Genomic DNA, 19,979 nt, shown 5'->3' on the forward strand with positions numbered 1-19,979 from the left:
GTAATATTTTATCAGCAAAAATTTTTCTGGTCATTTGGTAAATATATGGTAAGGAATAAAGAAGCTATAGAAAGATTTATAAACTTAATAGCTATAAGTTTTACTTTTGTTTCAGTATTACCCTTTATCAGTAATAGATTTTCTGATTACAAATTTGAAAGCCCACAAGTTATAAAACGAATGATTTCAGAAAGAGTAATAAAAGAATTAATTTTTGATAGTTTCGTATCTTCGCTCGAAAATAGAAAAATTTATTCTGTAGTTTCCAAATGCGTTAAAAACTTTATATACAATGACTTTGTGGCTTAATTAATCTTGTAAACTGGTGTTAGAGGTAATATCAGCATTTTTTTCATACCGTAACCTCCTTTTGAACTTTGGTAGTTCTTACTTATATAACTTATTTACCTGACAGGACTATAATTTCTCAAAAACTTTTTTGTCATTGATGTCTATTAACTTCTAGTGGGTTAAAACTTGTAACATATTGAACATTCTGATTGTTGTATTTAATATTCTTCATACTTTCATAAGGATAGTTACCAGAATATAAGCTTTGGTTTATACTAGTTATCTTCCAACTATTATTTTCCTTTACAAATAAATATCTTTTAGTTATACATAACTTATCTACCAGTGTTCCAGTACGTACATTGGTTGAAGTAATATTCGACTTAGTAAACACATATTTAAAATCATGCTTTGAATCATTGTATACTTTAGAGATTTCTACTATGATGCTATTATCAACACCACTATTTTTTCTTATTGAAGCCAATTGTTCTTTTGTTGCGGATTTAATGTTGATAGGATCAGGTATATATTTTCTTTCATAATGTGCACTTTCATCAAACCCACTTGTAAAACAGCTTTGCAAATCACTAATATAATTATTATAAGTTATATAATAATTTGAAAACTGATGGTCTAGTATCTCAACCTTCTTCACTGTTTCCACTATATTCTTATCTGGAGTAGACTTAAAAAACAAATTACTAATAATGAAGATGGCAAATGCAATAATAATAAGAGTAACGATTAACTTTTTTTTCATTATTAACCTCCTTTTAAGTATATTTACAAAGTATTAGTAACTTTCCTATTTTCATTGTACAACTATTTCATAAATCTGTCAATTGTTTAAAAATAATAATTTTTATGCAAATTGTGTAAAATAATAATGCTATTCTTCACAACAATTCTCTGCTCTTGTATTCCTAACCTTTAAAGACGCCACAATAAATATAATAACTGGCAAAACAATCTGAAATAACCTCGCAACATAAATCCATACATTAAAAATCCAATCAAAAAATTCAATCGAACTATTAAACATTAAACATGATAAATTTACTAACATGAATAGGATAGGTGTTACAATAAATCTGTAATCATTACAATTAAATATTTTAGAAGTTCCTATGCATGTAGCTAACATACACACATTAAGTTTTATAAAACCTCCCAATAAATATATAAATGCAACTAATATTTCAACACTCTTTAAAAAATCTCCAATATTAACTCTTGTAACCGTTATATATGTAGGAAAATACATTCTCGAAACCATAGTAACTCCCGAAACTAAAATGTTTGTCGTTGAAATAGCAAATACTATTACTCCTCCTATTATCAATCCTAAAAAGTAGACTTTTCTATAAGAACTTTTCCTTTTTAATTTTGGTAAAATCATTGTAAAAACCATTGTTTGAGAAAATGGATGTGTTAAAGAGTCTAATGCCCCCTGCAAGACTGGTTTTGGCCCATCATAAAGAATTGGAAGTATATTTTTTATATCCATATCGCCAAGCAATAAAAATATTATAAATACCATCAGAACAATTAAAATAGGCAGAAAGAACTCTCCCCACCTCGCCATAACCTCAATGCCTTCCTTTAAAATCCAAATACTTAAAAATGAAATAAATACCATCGGTACAATCATTGGCGTTTCAGGTGCCGCCACTATGACATAAAATTCTCCAAACTCCCTTAACAATAATGAACCAAAAATAAATGAAAATAAAACATATAATATTATCATGAATTTGCCTATAACTTTCCCAAAGCAGATTTCTAAAATGTCGAATAAATTTTTCCCATAAAATTTTTGATGCAGCCTAATAAACGTCCATAATAATGGAACTGCAATAATTATTGCTAAAATATCGGCTAGCCATAAATCTTTTTTTGCCTGAAGTCCAGAAACTAAAATTGTATATGTACCTATAATAAACATAGCTACTAGAGATACTCCCTGTTTATCAGAAATAACTTCTTTATCCAAAATCACTACCTCCAATTCATTTTTTCAATAAAACAACTATTTTTTTAATAAACACAGCAGGACTAGGTATTTCAATTCCAATACTTAAAAGTATACTTATCAGAAAAGATATAATAAAAAATATCGAATATAATATTAGCCTTTTTTTCTGTTTCTTCTTAATCATTGGAAATATCTCAATAAACCCCGCTAATGAATAAATTAATATTACAATTAAAACTGCCATACATCATTCTCCTATTTTTATCGGTTTTGATGATAATGCGCTCCATTTTATTCTTACATTTACATTCACCTTAATATCTAATTCAGTAAAAACATCTTCCCAATCTCCCTTTATACTCTTCCATACGTTTGGCATTGTTCTGCAAATAGCACCACTAAATCCAAATATATCGCTCTTATATTCTCTTTGAACTTTTTTAACGACTTTTTCAATTTGTTTTTCTATTAGAGCTTCAGCATCTTTTTTAACATTTTTACGTCCTTTACCTCTTAATAAATCTTTAGCAGCATCTATTTCCGCTATACCCACATCAGTTATTACATCTATATTCATAATTAATTTACCACCTATTAATTCCGGTTTTAATTTAGTTTCATTTCTAAATATTTCTAATGTTATATCTGTATTAAAATCTTCAACATTTTTTACAGGTATAACTCCTCCTTTTATCTCATCTCTAATAAATAACAAGGCTCTAGTCTCTATCCCATCTAGCCAACCTACCATTTTCCCCTTTTTAAAAACAGCAACTCCACATATTTTGGGGATTTTCTCTTTTCCTTTATCTACTAACTCAACTGTCGGAAGAAATGGTGAACTTCCTTCTTCCGAAAGAGTCTTTACAAAATCCCAAAATTGAACCCCTTTATATTTAGAAATACTCGCTTCAGTCTTTAACATATCATGTAAATGAAAAGAAACAGTATCATGAATTTTCGCTGTACCTTCTTCTAAAATCTCTCTAGCAGTTTTACCTTTTGATATTAATAACCATACATCAGTCCTTAATTCAGCATCTCTCATAAAAAGATCTAAAGTAGGGACTATCCCCTCTTTAGCTACATCTTGACTCAAAAGCACAACCCTCAAATGACTCCAATACAACTTGACTCCCGTTTCAGCAATAAAATTCCTTATCGCATCGAATAAAGTGTTCCCTTCCATAGTATAAATCTCCGGCCTCATATTGAGTCCATCACTAGCCTCGGGCAGCATTATCTCAACAGTCATTATATATTTACCATTCTCCTTATTTTTATCTAAAGCCATTCCGCCTACTATTGCAACCTCATTAATTTCCTTATAATTCCAACATGAAGTAAAATTTAACGCATTTATAAATAATAATATTATTAAAACAATTTTCTTTGTAGATTTCATAAAATCTACCTTCTTCCCCTGCGATTAGCATCTGCCTTCCTCACAGAATTCCTATCCGCTATTAATTTAGGCCTGTAGTACATATACCACCATGGAGCTCTAATTGCAGTATCCTTTACATCTTGTTTATTTATAGGACTTACATTAAGCATATATGGTACTCCAAACGATCTTAACGACATCAAATGTATAAATATACCGATTATCCCAAATATATATCCATACAACCCCAAAAAAGAAGATAGAGCTAACAGAATAAACCTAATCAATATTAAAGTCTCTATCATTTGAGGAGTTAAAAAACTCGATATTCCCGTCAGAGCCGTAACTATAACCATAGGTGCACTTATAAGTCTTGCTGCTACTGCTGCCTGCCCTAATACCAATGCTCCTACAATACTTACAGCTTGCCCTATCGCAGCAGGCAATCTTACACCAGCCTCCCTTATTATTTCAAAAGTAAATAACATAATCATAGCCTCAATAACTGTAGGTAATGGAACGCCTTCTCTAGCTGCAGAAATACTTAATAAAAGCGGTGTTGGTATCATCTCTTGATGATATGTCGTCAAAGCGACATATATTGCTGGAACGCTAGTAGACAAGAAAAAACCTATTATCCTTATCGATCTGTTTATAGTGGCAAATATATAATTGTTATAATAATCTTCACTCGCTTGAAAATACTCTATAAATAAATATGGTAAAGTTGAAACAAAAGGAGTTCCATCACATAATATAGCAATTCTTCCTTCAAGCAATTTAGCTGCAACTACATCTGGCCTTTCCGTATAACCTATCGTATTAAATGGTGAAAATGGCGAATCTCTAATAAGTTCCTCGATATATCCAGTTTCTAATACTCCATCAATTTCAATTTTTTCAAGCCTAGCAAACACTTCTTTTACTATCTTTTCATTTGCCAAATCTTCAATGTAGCATACGCAGACTCTTGTCTTTGTCCTCAATCCTATTTCCTTAAACTGAAACTTCAATTTATTGCTCCTTACTCTCCTTCTAATTAAAGAAAGATTTATCTTTATCGATTCAGTGAATCCCTCCCTCGGTCCTCTGACAACACTTTCCGATAAAGGTTCAGAAACAGATCTTACTTCCCATCCTTTAGTATCTATAACTAAAACTTCTTCTAAATCATTAACCAATAAAATAGTAGCTCCATATAAAATCGAGCCTATAAGTTCATCAATGTCTTTGACTCTTTTTACCTCTCCAGATATAATTACCTTGTTCATTAGATAATCTAATAATCCAAACTCAAAAATACTTTCATCTACTTTACATTCAATGATAGGCTTAATAATATTTTCATTTATTATTTCTTTATTAACCATTTCATCGGCAAAAATTATACAGAATTTAATCTCATTTTCTCCTTTAGATTCAAATTCCCTGAATATGATAGATTCATCGTCTTCAAATACCTTCTTAAATAAAGCGATATTCTTTGAAAGTGATTTTTCAAGTTTTAATTCTTCTTTTTTAACATTCTCACGAAATAGTAGTCTCCTAAACTTATCAAACAATTTAATCACCCATACTCTCTTTTTATGAATATTATTAGCAATTCTAAAATCTAAAATACTTTTTCTTTAAATACAAATTAACTAATTTCACGTAATATACCCTATTAGACATATAATATTATGAGTAAATGTAGGGGAGATTGAAATGACTACAATAAATAAAGATGTACTTAATATCCTTTCGACAGGAGTATTTAAAAAAATACTAGATTGTGATGTCATTGAAATTGCGCAGCTCAATGCAGCAATAGCCCTGCTCATTAAAGCTAATATCGATTTCGATGTATCTTTTACTTCAGGTACGAGACGTTCTTCTCCTACTGCTACTTTAACAATTTATATTAATCCAACCGCTCGTATAAGATTTTCTTTTGTATTCGATTCTAATATTATTAATGTATTTTAAAAGGCTTAAATATTAAACCTCAGACTGTTGACAAACTTATATTTTTCAATATTTATGAAAATGAAAGCGAATGCTTGAAAGAATTTAGTAAAAAAACTAGGCGAAAATTTTTGAGAAAATCCGTAGGTTTGACAGGATGTCAAACCAGCATCCTACAAGACAGGATGTCTTGATTAGGTGCGTTAGGATTTTCTAAAAATTTGAGCCTTAAGTTTTTTCTAAATTCGTCCGCATGAGCGTCATTTTCATAAAATATTTTACTTTGTCAACAAGCTCGGGCTTAAATATTAAGCCTTTATTTTAGTGATTTTTTGAATAATATGTTTACTTTAACAAATAATAAAATTAAATTTTGACTGGTAAAGCGAGGTGTCTATAAGTGGACTTAAAAATTGAAAAAAATTTAGAAGTAAAATATAAAAAATTAGATGAAATAATTGAAAAATATAAAAAACAAAAGGGAATGCTAATACGTATTTTACAAGAATCACAAGATGTTTTCGGATATCTTCCTATGGAAGTCCAAACATATATATCAGATAAACTAAACATTCCTATCTCGACTATCAATGGTATCGTTAGTTTTTATTCTTTATTCTCTCAAAAACCACAAGGTAAATATACTATTGGCGTCTGTCTAGGAACCGCCTGCTACGTAAAAGGAGCACAAGAAGTATTAGAAGCTATAAAAAAAGAATTGCAAATAGACGTAGGAGAAACGACTATGGACGGACTTTTTACATTAAAAGCAACTAGATGCATAGGTGCCTGTGGGCTAGCTCCAGTTATAACTATAAATGATGAAGTTTACGGCAGACTTACCCCATCAGATATACCCGCAATACTCTATAAATACATAAAAACTCATAAAGAAACCATATTATCAAAATAGGAGTTGATAAGCATGCAGCTACGTCCATTAAAAACAGTTCAAGATATAAAAATGCTAAAAGAAGAAACTTTAAAAGATATAAGCTTACGTCTTAAAGAATATAAAATAGAAAATGAAATAAAAAAATACCATATTTTAGTCTGTGCAGGAACTGGATGCACCTCTTCTAAAAGCAATATTGTAAGACAGAAACTAGAAAAAGAGATTGAAAAACGAAATCTACAAGATAGAGTCAAGGTTTTTAAAACTGGATGTTTTGGTTTTTGCAAATTGGGGCCTATTATCGCAGTCCACCCCGACAGAACTTTCTACATTAAAGTAGATCAAAATGATGTTGACGACATTTTAGATAAGCATATTATGAATGGGCAAGTTGTAGAAAAATTACTATACAAGTCGCCATCTAATAATAAAATTCAAGAAACTATCGATGAAATAGATTTTTTCAATCACCAAATGCGAATAGCATTAAGAAATTGCGGAGTAATAAATCCCGAAGATATAAGAGAATACATAGCTTTAGATGGATATTTAGCTCTAGCCAATATATTAGAAAATAATATTAATCCTGAAGAAATAATAAAAACACTAAAAGAATCTGGTTTAAGAGGTAGAGGCGGCGGTGGATTTTTGACAGGACTTAAGTGGGAATATGCAAGAAATTATGAAGGTAATAAAAAGTATGTATTGTGTAATGCAGATGAAGGCGATCCCGGTGCATTTATGGATCGTTCTATCCTAGAAGGCGATCCTCATAGTGTAATTGAAGCGATGATAATAGCAGGATACACTATTGGTGCTTCTCAAGGATATATTTATGTACGGGCTGAATATCCAATCGCCGTTGAAAGACTTGAAATTGCAATCAAACAGGCTAGAGAATTGGGGATTTTAGGAAAAAATATTTTAGGCTCATCATTTAGTTTTGATCTTGATATTAGATTAGGTGCTGGTGCATTTGTCTGTGGAGAAGAAACTGCCCTTATACAGTCTGTAATGGGCTTAAGAGGTGAACCTAGGCCAAGGCCTCCTTTCCCTGCTGAAGTAGGTTTATGGGAAATGCCAACATTGAATAACAACGTAGAAACTTATGCTAATATTCCAATTATATTGAGAAAAGGTGCGAAATGGTATTCGAGTATTGGAACCGAAGATAGTAAGGGTACTAAAGTTTTTGCACTTGCAGGACAAATAAATAATACAGGATTAATCGAAGTCCCAATGGGAACTACATTAAGAACCATTATATATGAAATAGGCAGAGGAATTCATGACAATAAGAAATTTAAGGCCGTTCAAACTGGCGGTCCTTCTGGTGGATGTATCCCAGAATCTCTATTAGATACAAAAATAGATTTCAAATCTTTAACAGATATCGGTTCTATGATGGGTTCTGGCGGCATGATTATTATGGATGAAACAGACTGTATGGTTGATATAGCAAGATTTTATCTTCAATTCGCCCAAGATGAATCATGTGGAAAATGTGTACCATGCAGAATAGGTACTAAACGATTATTAGAAATTTTAAATAAAATAACTTCTGGCAAAGGAGAAATGGAAGATTTAGAGATTCTCGAAAACTTATGCTATGACATAAAAAACTCTTCACTATGCGGATTAGGGCAGACAGCTCCAAATCCAATATTAAGTACATTAAAATACTTTAGAGATGAATATATAGCACACATCAAAGATAAGACTTGCCCAGCAGGCGTATGCAATGATTTGCTCAAAGTCGTAATATCCGAAGAAAAATGCATAGCATGTGGCATTTGTGCAAGAGTTTGTCCTGTTAATGCAATAACGGGTGAGCATAAAAAACCTCCATTTTATATAAATCAGGATATTTGTATAAAATGCGGTGCATGTATTCCAAAATGTCCTGTCAATGCAATTTACAAACGATAAAGGTAGGTGAAAATAATGGAAAACATTAGAGAAAAAGAAGATGCTAAACTTTCCGAAAAAACTGTAACCATAAATATAGATGGAATAGATTATCAAGTTCCTGACGGTATCACTGTTTTAGAAGCTGCGAGACTTGTTAATATAGAAATTCCAAGTTTATGCTATCTAAAAGATATAAATGAAATAGGAGTATGTAGGGTTTGTGTAGTAGAAATTGAAGGCTCAAGAACTTTGCAAGCATCATGTGTATATCCAGTAAGAGAAGGACTTAAAATAAGGACTAATACAGAAAGAGTCCGTAGAGCCAGAAAAACTGCTGTAACTCTACTTTTATCAAATCATCATAGAGAATGTCTAACTTGTGTTAGAAACTTAAACTGCGAACTTCAGAATTTAGCCGACAATTTAGGAATTAGAGATATACCATATACGGGCGAAATGAAAGATTATGGCTTTTTTGATAATAACCCTGCAATACAGAGAGATTACAATAAATGTATTAACTGTAGAAGATGTATGGCGATATGTAATAAGATACAGGAATGTTATGTGTATTCTCCAATCAACCGCGGATTAGATACAATCATCGCCCCGGCATTTCAAAAAGATATGTCCGATGTAACATGTATAATGTGCGGGCAATGTGTACTCGCATGTCCTACCGCTTCATTAACAGAAAAAGAATCTATAAATGAAGTATGGGCAGTAATATCTGATCCAAATAAACATGTTATTGCACAAACTGCCCCTTCAATACAGGTTACAATAGGAGAAATTTTTGGTATGCCTATTGGTTCTTTTGTAGCCGGCAAATTGGTTGCCGCACTTAAAAGATTAGGCTTTGATAAGGTTTTTGCAACCGATGTAACAGCCGATTTGACTATAATGGAAGAAGCTAGTGAATTGGTAGAAAGATTATTAAAACACCCTGATCATTTACCATTATTATCGTCTTGCTGCCCAGCATGGGTAAAATACGCTGAACATTTTTATCCTGAATTTTTACCGCATCTTTCAACTACCAAGTCGCCTCATGAAATGTGCGGTGCTTTAACTAAAACATGGTATGCTAAAAAATATGGTATAGATCCTAAAAATATCGTGAATGTAGCGATAATGCCTTGCACAGCTAAAAAATATGAAGCGATGCGTCCTGAAATGCAATCGGATGGATTTAGAAATGTCGATTATGTCCTAACAACAAGAGAATTAGGCAGAATGATTAGGCAAGTAGGAATCGATTTTGTCAATTTACCAGATGAAGAATATGATGAACCTTTTGATCAATATAGTGGTGCGGGTATGATTTTTGGTGCTACTGGTGGAGTTTTAGAAGCTGCCGTAAGAACTGCTCATAAATTAATAACAGGAAAAGAAATGCCTGTTCCTGACTTTAAAGAAGCTAGAGGGCAAAGCGGACTTAAATACGGAAAAGTTACACTCGGTGATAAAACAATAACTATTGCCATTGCACATGGTACCGGAAATGCTAAAAGAGCTTTAGAAATGTATAAAAGTGGAGAAATGAAATTTGACTATATGGAAGTTATGGCATGCCCCGGAGGATGTGTCGGAGGTGGAGGGCAGCCTATATTGGGCAGTAGAGATCATAAATATATTTCTTTAAGCTATCGACATAACAGAAGCGATACATTATATAACGTTGAAAAGGGTAAAAAAATTAGACGCTCCCATGAAAATCCTAGAGTTAAACAGATATATAAAGAATTTTTAGGGCATCCTCTATCAGAAGTATCAAAAAAATATCTTCATACAAGTTATGTGGAAAGAGGAAAATATCCTTATTTAAAAGCGTAGCAAAAAATTGCTACGCTCTTTATGTATTATGTAACTTCAATTCGTAATTTAGATTTTTAGCATAAATATTGCAACAAGAGTATGCATCTTGTAGAAATTTTTATAGTGAAATATGTATATCAGATATAAATATTGCATATTACAAATTGAACGTTATGTAATATTCCCTGATTTTTACTACCAATATATTACAAAACTATATTCTATTTTTTATTTAAAACTATAATGGTTTATGATAATATGTTAACTTCATATATCTAATATCGTATGATGAATCTGCTAAATCCTTATAATATGCAAATTTACCTGTTCCATTAGCCCCATGATATCCTACCATACTGCTATTATACATTATTACCGAGTGATCAAAAATACCATGCGGAGTATAATCCGTACTCCTCCAGTCAAACTGGATTAAATCTCCTGGTTTAAGATAATCTTTACTAGGTTTAGTAACTCCATTAGGTCCATCAACTTTTGGTTCCAACAAATATTCCCAAAGTTTTTCAACGCTTTCCCATTTTATACTGCCACCACCACTTCCTGCATACCATTCTGATGTCATTCTTTTTTTTCTTTGAGCATAATCATTTATCCCTCCAAATCCATACCAAATCACTTGCGAAGCAAAATTAGTGCAGTCATTAGGAGCAGCATAAAACATAGTATTACGATTTTCAGTATAGTCAGCCAAATATTGTACCGCTCTATTATTATCATAGGGATACTTATCATAGGGAATATGAAATATCACAATCTCATCTGTTTCTAATTGTTTTATATTATTACCCATAAATTTATCTAATCTTTTTTTATAATCTCTTCTAAGATCTTCAACATCCTTTAGTTTTTTATTAGACTTATGCCCTAGTAAATCGGTATATAAATCATTTTGTATTATCCACTTACCTTCTTTTTTTATCATAATAATTTCATGTTGCCCCCAACCTAAAAATACAGGATATATATGTCCTCTTACACCATCATCTTCAACATTAATATAAACCTCTGCCTTATTTCCATTTATATCTATCTTATTAAAATAAATATTTAACGGATACTTTTCAAAACTATATTCCTTTCGATAATTCATTGCATCAATTTTATACTTTAAAAATTCTACCTCATATTGATTCCCTTCTACAGTCATATCTAATAAATGTGATATGTCTTTATATTCACCTTCAACATAAGAACTATATTTCAAATCAAAATATTGTTTTATAACTTGTTTAATATTTTCTTCTTCAATATTCTCTTTTGCATAACCAAGACTTCCAAAACTTATTATCAAAATTAAAATTAATAATAATTTTCTCTTCATGATTTAAACTTTCCCTCCTTAATACTCATATATATCAGAAGTTTATGATATTCTTATATAGCCTATACTATATCCATATATCAAACAGCTTATTAACTCTATTAAATTTGCTTACCAGTATCAATTTAAATTCAGTAAGTTCTTTATTTGGTGGTCTTGGATACAACATACTTCTCACCTCTCTTTCCTTTTTAATAAATATAATAATTATTCCAGTTTATTTAATCAATTATCTGTTTAATTATAAATTAACTCTTTTTCTATTGTTTGTCAATTATGTTTTTGTAGTAATTTTATACTATTATTTACCATAAAATTCTTTAAAACCTAAATACAATAGACTTTTGACATGCCTTAAAAATCGCCTTATTCAAAAAGCGTGGCGAATTTTTATGCCACGCGCTTTTTAGATAATTATTATCATAGGAAATACGAGATATTACAATCTCATCTGTTTCTAATTGTTTTATATTCTTACTCATTAAATTTATCTAATCTTTTTTTATAATCTCTTCTAAGATCTTCAACATCCTTTAGTTTTTTATCAGACTTATGTCCTAGTAAATCGGTATATAAATCATTTTGTATTATCCATTTACCTTCTTTTTTTATCATAATAATTTCATGTTGTCCCCAACCTAAAAATGCAGGATATATATGTCCTCTTACACCATCATCTTCAACATTAATATAAACCTCTGCCTTATTTTTATTTATATCTATCTTATTAAAATAAATATTTAACGGATACTTTTCAAAACTATAATCGTTTTGATAATTCATTGCATCAATTTCATACTTTAAAAATTCTACCTCATATTGATTCCCTTCTATAGTCATATCTAATAAATGTGATATGTCTTTATATTCACCTTCAACATAAGAACTATATTTCAAATCAAAATATTGTTTTATAACTTGCTTAATATTCCTTTCTTCAATATTTTCTTTTTCACATCCAAAAATTCCAAAACTTATTATCAAAATTAAAATCAATAATAATTTTCTCTTCACGATTTAAACTTTTCCTCCTTAATACTCATATATATCAAAATTATAGTGTTATACCTTTATATTCCATAATTTATGCACTGACTCCAAATTCAACTAATTTCCAATCTCTATCTATTTTTTTAAATATCATTTCGTGAAATAATATACTCTTAAAAGGTCTCTCCTCAATAGAAACATATACACTTATAGTATTATCATCATTTATATTATATGAATTAACTTTGATTTCTACTATTTCTACTCTCTTCTTCTTATTAATATTCATAGTGCACATTATGTAATCTAAAGCCGTATCTGTTGAGTTTTTTATCAAAATATCTTTGCGCCATTATAAGTACATAAACTCATAGTAATTGCCTTCTGCTTAATATATTCTTCTGTCATATAGTTCAATTGCTTATTTTTATCAAAATAAGCATAACTCGTAATTAAACACAAAACCGTTATCACTATTAACAAAGAAAATATTTTATTTCTTATAATTTTTAATCACCTCTTTCAAAACACAGTGTTATCAAAAAATTAGAGCAAATCCGATGCATTAACTCTACCAAACATATCTCTATAGCATCATCGCATACTCTCCGCCGTGCTTTTCTCTCTATTCAACAATATTTTTCTGTATTTGCTACCAAATATTCTTTACAATATTTAAGATCTTACATTATCACACTTTTCAGATAATCTGATTGTAACAAAAATAAAAGCAATTACAGTCCAAAACGTAATTATTATTTTAGGCATATATAATATGTTTTCAACTAATCCATGACACAACACAGAAGATAATCCAGCTAAAAGTCCTGCTGTAATAACTTTCAAATATTTATCCTGTTGCTTTGTTAAATTTTTTATTGAATATTTGTAAGTTACAAATAACATTGTTAATAAGATAATTAATCCTATAATCCCCATTTCCGCAGTTATTTCTAAAAATGTATTATGAGCATGATATGTCGGCATAGTTCTTATATATGTCTCAAATGTCTGTTTGAATGGGAGATGCCCAAAACCTACTCCTACTACCCAATTATCCCGAATAACATCTAAAGTTATTTTCCATAACCTAATCCTATATGAATTCGAAGTATCATTTAAATTAACTATACTCATTATTCTATTCAAGACTGAATTTGGAATAATAAAAACAGATATTATGCCTATTGGAATTAAAGACAACAATAGTCTCTTTTCAACTAATAAAATAAATATAAATATACCAAAAACGAAACCTACCCATCCACCTCTTGAAAATGTTAAAATTAAAGCAATAGTTAATATTAAAGATGTCAAAAGAAAAATTATCTTTTTCAAAATCTTTTTAGAAGTCCAAAATAATGATATTGATATTGGAATAGACATAATAAGATATTCAGCAAAAATATTAGGATTCCCAAAAACAGAAAAAATTCTAGTGGTAATATCAGGATTACTAGCTTTATCTACCCATTTAGCCTCAATGTTTATACCTATTTTATATTGATACAATCCATATAGTGCAACAAGAGTCGCTACAAACGTAAACGTTGTAAGCAATACATTCAATTCGTTTTTATTCTTTACGCTATTTACAATAATAAAAAGAAAACCTAAAGCTGATAAATGTATTGCTAAATCTCTAAAACTTCCAGTAGGATTAGTTGATGTAATTGTAGATATGATTATTGCAAGCACAAAAATAATTATTGGTATACCCATAAAACTTCCTCTGATAGAATAATCCTCTCTATACAATTGGTTAAAAAGAAATACTCCAACTAAAAATATAATAAATATTAATGATAATTCATCAGGAATAAATGGTAATCCGATTATTGATATGGCTATCCCAATATTAATGTTGTATATTGATAATATTCCAACCAAAATTCCTCCAAATATTAAAATAAATAACTTCAATGGGATATTAAATAATAAAACACAAGTTATTATCGCAAGACACAAAGGAATAATAGTCTGCATCTTTTTCGATGTTTTTACCATAATTATTCTCCTCCATCATCTATCATAAATAGATTCCTGATTATATTAACAAAAAAACTGTTTCGTATAATATTTGCAAAATATTTCCTTGTCTTAAACATAAATATACCAATTATCAATAAAATTAATAAAAGTAGATTGGAAATAATAACTCCACCTCTAATAATGTTTATTGTTATGGTAACTAAACTAAAAGTTATTATAAATATTGAAACTGAATAAAAACCTTCTTGTTCATTTTGAAATAAACTCGAAACTGCTTTATATAAAAAACTATTATCTTTGTACTTCTTAACAACTTTCCTAGAACAATAAAAAATACACATTAATTTATCTATAAGGTATATATATACTTTATAAAACAAGCTCGATTGAAAAAGGCTCTTTTCATTAGTAAAAAAATGAATAACTACAGAACCATTAGATAAGAATTTGAAATAGTTTCCAATTCTATGATTTATAGCTTTTAAGCAACTATTATCATAAAAAATACATATATTATCCCATATTCTATTTAACATGTTTAAAACAAAGCTATTAGACATAGCCCCCTCCTAATCCTCTATTCTAGTAAATCTATCCCCAATACTGTTCCAAACACAGCTATTTTCCTATTCTTTAATTTAAACCTAGAACCTATTCTAGTATGCTCTCCTCCAATTATAATAACGTTAGAAGTATTTATGGCATTAGCTTCAACGCTTAAAATAACATCATATTTCCCTGGAATATCTGCCAATACTATTTTACCATCACTCGTTGCAACTGCTTCTTTACTATTTATAACCTCTTTACTAATAATCTTGCCAAATGCTCGACCTTTATCATAATGATACAAAATATCTCCCTCTTTAATCCCATCTACAGTAGGCTGTCTAACTTTACTGATTTCAACCTTTACTATAGCTTTTTGACTTTCTTTGATTACTTGAGGAGTTACTCTCGTAAATCTATTAATACCTCCAACTATTAATACAACTAATATAATAATAACAGAAATATCAATTATATTTATCGTACCAAAAATTTTACCCTTATTATCTATTAGCTTCATTTTTTTACTTCCTCCCTTTATCGATATCCCCTTATACATTTATTTCTAACAATTAAATAGTATCATTTTTTATTATCGATATGTATCCTATATTATCACCATCACAATTTTTCATAACAAGATTAGATTTGTTGTTAAGAATAGACAACTTACTCTTTTTGTCCGAATAATAAAACATAATAGGTGCTTTAGCTTTTTCAAACTTATTAATAAATTCTTTGTTAAACTTTCCTAAAACATAATAAATATTATTTTTCCTTCTTACCAACAGATAATACCTGCCATCATACTCATAATAATAATATTTTTTTATCGGACAATCTGCAAATCGCCAGTTTAAATATTTATCATCAATTTCTACAATACTTTCTGAATTTTTAAGAACCTTTTTACTAAAAATCGGATGGAGATGGTATTTGTATTTCAATTTCCATCCTAATTTTATATATCCTGGAAATGAATTTTGGTTAGGATAATTATAGATAATACTATCGCCTATTTCACTTAATACCAGCTTTGTCATATTACTGAATATCCCTTTTCCCCTATACTCTTGTAAAACCGATGTATCTGCAGGCTGATACGATTCCATTTTATCTTTGATATCATTTCTCCAGAAACTTCTTACAGCTATTGGCTTGTCCTTATCATAAACTATTACAATAAAAGAATCCCCATAAATATTGTCAATATACTTCCATATGAACCAATCCATTCCATAATTTTTATTAAAAACATTATTAAATACATCAATAAAGTGTTTTGATTCTTCTTCTGAAATCTCCGAGCTCTTTTTTAAAACATATCTAAACCCATTAATAATTTTTTCCAAGACTTGCCACCCCTTTTTGTCCTTGATTTATAATCTTATGTACAATTTTACTATATTTCTTTTTTAATGAATACGATTTTATAAGGCTTATCAAAAGATTATATCGTGAACTTAATTGTCTAAATTGTTCAGGTTTAAAACCTTCATTCTCAAGTTCTTTACAAATCGCTTTAAGCTTTTTCACATCTGTTTTAATAAAAACTTCTGCTCCGTAACATTTTCCATTTAATAAACGCTCCATACGATTCAACAAAAGAAATACGTCAAAATCCATCACACTTTGTGATTTAAATTGATTAAGTAATTCTTTCTTTTGTTTAAATAACTCTACATCCAAAATATTTATAATATTTATTATGTTAGGTATTATCGGACAATTAACCTCATATAAATATATATTTGAAAAATCAGTATTATATTGTTCTAATGCATATAATAAAGATTTTGTCGTCTCTACATGATCGGTATGACCATCTATAATAAATGGAACATAGATTACATCAGGATTTATTCTATATAATATTTCATATATTTTATTTACAAGATTTTGATTTGAACTGACATTACCGTCCTGTTCATCTAAAAAAATTATTTCTTTTAATCCAATAAACTCTTTTACTTTCTCTGCTTCTTCTTTTCTTGCTGCAATAATTGTATCTCTAGAAAAATCAGTGCTACAAGCACTTCCATCAGTTATATAAACACACGTTATTTCATCTCCACTTCTTGCATGCTTTAATAAAGCAGCACCAGCTCCTATGCTCTCATCATCAACATGTGGTGCTAATATAACCACTCTTTGAGTAGACTGGTTAAGTACCTCTTTGACTTCATATCTTCCTTTTTTACTCAACTTATAGTAAAAATACAAAAATATACTATTTGCAATTTTCATCGGGTAATTCAATAATTGTTTTATTATTCCCTTCATAATAATTCATCCCCCAGCCCCATATCATAATTATAAAACTTAAATAAAAGTTACCCCCAATGCCAATACATATACTTTATTTCATATTCGACTTAAAATTTCAAAATCCTTCATTATTTCAAATATTTTCATATTTTAAAAGCATGGCATACTTTCCGCCACGCTTTTCTCTTTATTCAGCAATATTTTTCTGTATTTGCTGCCAAATATCCAAATAAAATTCTTGATTTCCTGGATTATAATAATCAGGTATATTACCTAATCTCCATAAAGATATTCCACCTATTTTAAATTCTTTAGCCAAGTTTATTTTCTCTATAACACTTCTACTGTCCTCATACCAGATTATATTATCTGTTCCTTCCAAATCATTATAGTACCTTATATATGGATTTTTTGAATTGTCATCAAAATTAATTATTTCGTCTATTGTACGCCCTTTATTTAATTCTTCTTTTATCCTGCTATAAATCATTTCATAAGTAGGCCTATCGGGATAAATTACATTATCATCTTTATTTATCTCACTGCTATAGAGTTTTCCTTCTTTTACTTTCCATTGAGCACTCCCAAAATTAATTTGAAGTAAAATTTTATCTTTCTGGGCTACACCATTTTCCTCATCTGTAATATCTAATAAGGCTTGTCTTACTTTTGATATTGGTGTTAACGGAGTATATACAATTTCATCAACTAAATATGTCGATTCTAAATCTTTGTCATCATAGTCATGAGCCATTAGAATAACCTTATCTGCAATATGGCCGATTTCTCTATAATCATATGCATTATTCCATGTTTTTGGTGGTACTGTAACATATAATTTCTTATTTTTCTTAACCAATTCTTCTTTTAAATTTTTCAAAAACATTATAAACTTTTGACTATCTTTTTCCCCTAACCCTTCGAAATCAATTACGACACCATCAAATGTAATATTTTCTCCATACACTTCTTTACCAGTTATACTATCAATAATTTGCTTAATAGCCGAATCTTTATGCTCTAATATAGAACCTATATTTTTATCTGCATATACATTTAATTGTGTTGATATATTATACTGTTTTGCGAAATTTAATGGCTCGTTAAATCCATATGGTACATAAAAATCATTTTCATTTGAAGTAGTCATATTGAGAAAAACTTTATTGTTTTGTTCGTCATATTCCATTCTACTCCATCCAAACGATATTGAATTTATATTCTGAATCGATTTATTCTTTAATAGCGTTTTAAATTGCTCATAAGAATTTATTGCATAAAAAGTATGTAATTCCAATTGTTTTCCCGTGCTAGAATTAATAGTTATAGACTCATTTGCTTTATCATTAATACTTATTGTTTTAGTAGTTTCATCCCACTTTACTTCTTTCCCTAACATTTCAGCAACTGCACGAACCGGTGCATATGTAGTACCATTATATAATATATTATCGGCTTGAACATTTTTACCATTAACTTGCAAATTAACATAATTAAACAATACTTGAATTGTCTGCATAGTAGTTTCAGCATATACAGTAATACTCAAAATTAATATACAAAAAATTATAAATGGAACACTGATACTTTTTTTACCTCTCACCAAAATCCCCCCTGAAACAGTATAGCTTGAATACAACTCCTATTCTTTAGTATATATAAATCTTTTATACTGCTCTTCATCTAAAAAGAACATATCTGCAATACAACGTCTTCCATTTAATTTTAACTCATTTGTTCCTGTTTCCACCATTAAAGTATTACCATTATCGTATTTTATAACAATATAATTTTCAATTTTATATGATTTAGAACTCTTATCTCTAATTTCTTGTATTATCGGTTTCCAGCGTTCCAAATTTTTATCGCATGTTACATTAGTAATCAAATATTCTAAATGTGGCCTTGTTGAAGCTCCTATAGTACGAGCTATATCATATATATACATGTTCTTATCTTTTTCTTCTTCATATTTTATATATAAAACGATATTAGTACATAATAAAAAAATAATCACTGAATATAAAAATATTGATTTTCTTTTATAATTTCTCATACCGATAATATATTTTCACCTCTTTCCTATCATATTTTTTAATTACCATAAGAATAAACGTGAAAAATTTTGATATTTTCCCAGAATTATATTTTAATTATATAAAAATGTTTTTTCCCTTTCAATAAGATTCCCTAAAATGTCATTTCATTGTTTGAAAATGTAGAAATTTAAATAAAAATTTTGAAGGAATTTTTTATGGAAATTAGAAAAATAGTATATATAAATACTATTACAATGTTATGTTATAATTAATTTAAAAAGACCAGCTATTAAATGTCAAGTAACAAAATCGAAAAAAAGTATTATAATTAAACAACTAAAAATAGGCATGACAAAAAGAGGTTATTAGTTTTAATAACCCGAAGGATAATTATTCATATTTAATTAAGCCATTGGAGTGTATTCTTTATTGTCACGCATTACAGCATAAATTATATAGGTTAACTTTCGAGCGACAGCTCCTATGGCAGTTAAATGATGTTTACCTTCAGACCTTTTCTTGTTGTAATAATTATTTAAAACAGGGTCATTAAATGCAGCAACTGTAGCAGC

20 protein-coding genes are annotated in these 19,979 nt (G+C 29.2%); 5 read left to right on the forward strand and 15 right to left on the reverse strand.

Annotated features, from left to right (window positions below):
- A partial coding sequence (locus BUB51_RS07990; protein ID WP_278294065.1) for a hypothetical protein occupies positions 1–309 on the forward strand: 309 nt, incomplete at its 5' end.
- Between the two features lie 133 nt (positions 310–442).
- On the opposite strand, the gene BUB51_RS07995 is transcribed toward BUB51_RS07990, so the two are convergent.
- The 5 genes from BUB51_RS07995 to BUB51_RS08015 form a co-directional block, all read right to left on the reverse strand.
- Positions 443–1,054, reverse strand: a complete 612-nt coding sequence (locus BUB51_RS07995) for a hypothetical protein (RefSeq protein WP_035164550.1) — start codon at positions 1,052–1,054, stop codon at positions 443–445.
- A gap of 129 nt (positions 1,055–1,183) precedes the next feature.
- Positions 1,184–2,287, reverse strand: coding sequence for a GerAB/ArcD/ProY family transporter (locus tag BUB51_RS08000; protein WP_073196871.1), 1,104 nt, complete (start codon positions 2,285–2,287; stop codon positions 1,184–1,186).
- Between the two features lie 16 nt (positions 2,288–2,303).
- Complete coding sequence (locus BUB51_RS08005) at positions 2,304–2,513, reverse strand: hypothetical protein (RefSeq protein WP_035164554.1); 210 nt, start codon at positions 2,511–2,513, stop codon at positions 2,304–2,306.
- A 3-nt stretch (positions 2,514–2,516) separates the two neighbouring features.
- Positions 2,517–3,674: a Ger(x)C family spore germination protein gene (locus BUB51_RS08010; RefSeq protein WP_073196873.1), complete on the reverse strand. Its 1,158-nt coding sequence runs from the start codon at positions 3,672–3,674 to the stop codon at positions 2,517–2,519.
- Positions 3,675–3,679: 5 nt separating this feature from the next.
- Positions 3,680–5,227, reverse strand: coding sequence for a spore germination protein (locus tag BUB51_RS08015; protein WP_083599560.1), 1,548 nt, complete (start codon positions 5,225–5,227; stop codon positions 3,680–3,682).
- Positions 5,228–5,363: 136 nt separating this feature from the next.
- On the opposite strand from BUB51_RS08015, the gene BUB51_RS08020 reads away from it, so the two are divergent.
- From BUB51_RS08020 to BUB51_RS08035, 4 genes are all read left to right on the forward strand, one after another.
- The gene (locus BUB51_RS08020; protein WP_073196878.1) at positions 5,364–5,624 is read left to right on the forward strand and encodes a hypothetical protein; all 261 of its coding nucleotides are present in this window, start codon (positions 5,364–5,366) and stop codon (positions 5,622–5,624) included.
- Positions 5,625–6,003: 379 nt separating this feature from the next.
- Complete coding sequence (locus BUB51_RS08025) at positions 6,004–6,516, forward strand: NADH-quinone oxidoreductase subunit NuoE family protein (protein ID WP_073196880.1); 513 nt, start codon at positions 6,004–6,006, stop codon at positions 6,514–6,516.
- A 12-nt stretch (positions 6,517–6,528) separates the two neighbouring features.
- Positions 6,529–8,427 carry an NADH-ubiquinone oxidoreductase-F iron-sulfur binding region domain-containing protein gene (locus BUB51_RS08030; protein WP_083599561.1) on the forward strand — a complete coding sequence of 633 codons (1,899 nt, stop codon included), beginning with the start codon at positions 6,529–6,531 and terminating at the stop codon, positions 8,425–8,427.
- Positions 8,428–8,442: 15 nt separating this feature from the next.
- Positions 8,443–10,245 (forward strand): NADH-dependent [FeFe] hydrogenase, group A6, encoded by a 1,803-nt coding sequence (locus BUB51_RS08035; RefSeq protein WP_073196882.1) that lies wholly within the window; start codon positions 8,443–8,445, stop codon positions 10,243–10,245.
- A 220-nt stretch (positions 10,246–10,465) separates the two neighbouring features.
- Here BUB51_RS08035 and BUB51_RS08040 read toward each other — a convergent pair whose 3' ends face one another.
- The 10 genes from BUB51_RS08040 to BUB51_RS08085 form a co-directional block, all read right to left on the reverse strand.
- On the reverse strand, positions 10,466–11,569 hold the full coding sequence (locus tag BUB51_RS08040) for an amidase domain-containing protein (RefSeq protein WP_073196884.1): 1,104 nt from the start codon (positions 11,567–11,569) through the stop codon (positions 10,466–10,468).
- Positions 11,570–12,043: 474 nt separating this feature from the next.
- Entirely contained in the window at positions 12,044–12,583 is a 540-nt protein-coding gene (locus BUB51_RS08045; protein WP_073196887.1) for a hypothetical protein, read from the reverse strand.
- Between the two features lie 70 nt (positions 12,584–12,653).
- Positions 12,654–12,896 carry a hypothetical protein gene (locus tag BUB51_RS08050; RefSeq protein WP_073196889.1) on the reverse strand — a complete coding sequence of 81 codons (243 nt, stop codon included), beginning with the start codon at positions 12,894–12,896 and terminating at the stop codon, positions 12,654–12,656.
- 338 nt (positions 12,897–13,234) lie between these two features.
- Positions 13,235–14,566, reverse strand: coding sequence for an O-antigen ligase family protein (locus tag BUB51_RS08055; RefSeq protein WP_073196891.1), 1,332 nt, complete (start codon positions 14,564–14,566; stop codon positions 13,235–13,237).
- Between the two features lie 2 nt (positions 14,567–14,568).
- Positions 14,569–15,111, reverse strand: coding sequence for a hypothetical protein (locus tag BUB51_RS08060; protein ID WP_073196893.1), 543 nt, complete (start codon positions 15,109–15,111; stop codon positions 14,569–14,571).
- 17 nt (positions 15,112–15,128) lie between these two features.
- Positions 15,129–15,620, reverse strand: a complete 492-nt coding sequence (locus tag BUB51_RS08065; protein ID WP_073196895.1) for a DUF4330 domain-containing protein — start codon at positions 15,618–15,620, stop codon at positions 15,129–15,131.
- Positions 15,621–15,672: 52 nt separating this feature from the next.
- Complete coding sequence (locus BUB51_RS08070) at positions 15,673–16,452, reverse strand: GNAT family N-acetyltransferase (protein WP_073196897.1); 780 nt, start codon at positions 16,450–16,452, stop codon at positions 15,673–15,675.
- Entirely contained in the window at positions 16,436–17,383 is a 948-nt protein-coding gene (locus tag BUB51_RS08075) for a PIG-L deacetylase family protein (RefSeq protein ID WP_073196899.1), read from the reverse strand. Before BUB51_RS08075 ends, BUB51_RS08070 begins: the two co-directional genes overlap by 17 nt.
- A gap of 172 nt (positions 17,384–17,555) precedes the next feature.
- Complete coding sequence (locus tag BUB51_RS08080) at positions 17,556–18,971, reverse strand: glycosyl hydrolase family 18 protein (RefSeq protein ID WP_073196901.1); 1,416 nt, start codon at positions 18,969–18,971, stop codon at positions 17,556–17,558.
- Between the two features lie 39 nt (positions 18,972–19,010).
- On the reverse strand, positions 19,011–19,424 hold the full coding sequence (locus BUB51_RS08085) for a hypothetical protein (RefSeq protein WP_073196903.1): 414 nt from the start codon (positions 19,422–19,424) through the stop codon (positions 19,011–19,013).
- Between the last annotated feature and the right edge of the window lie 555 nt (positions 19,425–19,979).

The organism is Caloranaerobacter azorensis DSM 13643 (assembly GCF_900129995.1).
Lineage (GTDB): Bacteria > Bacillota > Clostridia > Tissierellales > Thermohalobacteraceae > Caloranaerobacter > Caloranaerobacter azorensis.

Coding starts and splice junctions, on each gene's coding strand:
- BUB51_RS07995 (WP_035164550.1), bottom strand. CDS start 1,054: ATGAAAAAAAAGTTAATCGTTACTCTTATTATTATTGCATTTGCCATC.
- BUB51_RS08075 (WP_073196899.1), bottom strand. CDS start 17,383: ATGAAGGGAATAATAAAACAATTATTGAATTACCCGATGAAAATTGCA.
- BUB51_RS08085 (WP_073196903.1), bottom strand. CDS start 19,424: ATGAGAAATTATAAAAGAAAATCAATATTTTTATATTCAGTGATTATT.
- BUB51_RS08065 (WP_073196895.1), bottom strand. CDS start 15,620: ATGAAGCTAATAGATAATAAGGGTAAAATTTTTGGTACGATAAATATA.
- BUB51_RS08055 (WP_073196891.1), bottom strand. CDS start 14,566: ATGGTAAAAACATCGAAAAAGATGCAGACTATTATTCCTTTGTGTCTT.
- BUB51_RS08060 (WP_073196893.1), bottom strand. CDS start 15,111: ATGTCTAATAGCTTTGTTTTAAACATGTTAAATAGAATATGGGATAAT.
- BUB51_RS08010 (WP_073196873.1), bottom strand. CDS start 3,674: ATGAAATCTACAAAGAAAATTGTTTTAATAATATTATTATTTATAAAT.
- BUB51_RS08040 (WP_073196884.1), bottom strand. CDS start 11,569: ATGAAGAGAAAATTATTATTAATTTTAATTTTGATAATAAGTTTTGGA.
- BUB51_RS08020 (WP_073196878.1), top strand. CDS start 5,364: ATGACTACAATAAATAAAGATGTACTTAATATCCTTTCGACAGGAGTA.
- BUB51_RS08030 (WP_083599561.1), top strand. CDS start 6,529: ATGCAGCTACGTCCATTAAAAACAGTTCAAGATATAAAAATGCTAAAA.
- BUB51_RS08005 (WP_035164554.1), bottom strand. CDS start 2,513: ATGGCAGTTTTAATTGTAATATTAATTTATTCATTAGCGGGGTTTATT.
- BUB51_RS08035 (WP_073196882.1), top strand. CDS start 8,443: ATGGAAAACATTAGAGAAAAAGAAGATGCTAAACTTTCCGAAAAAACT.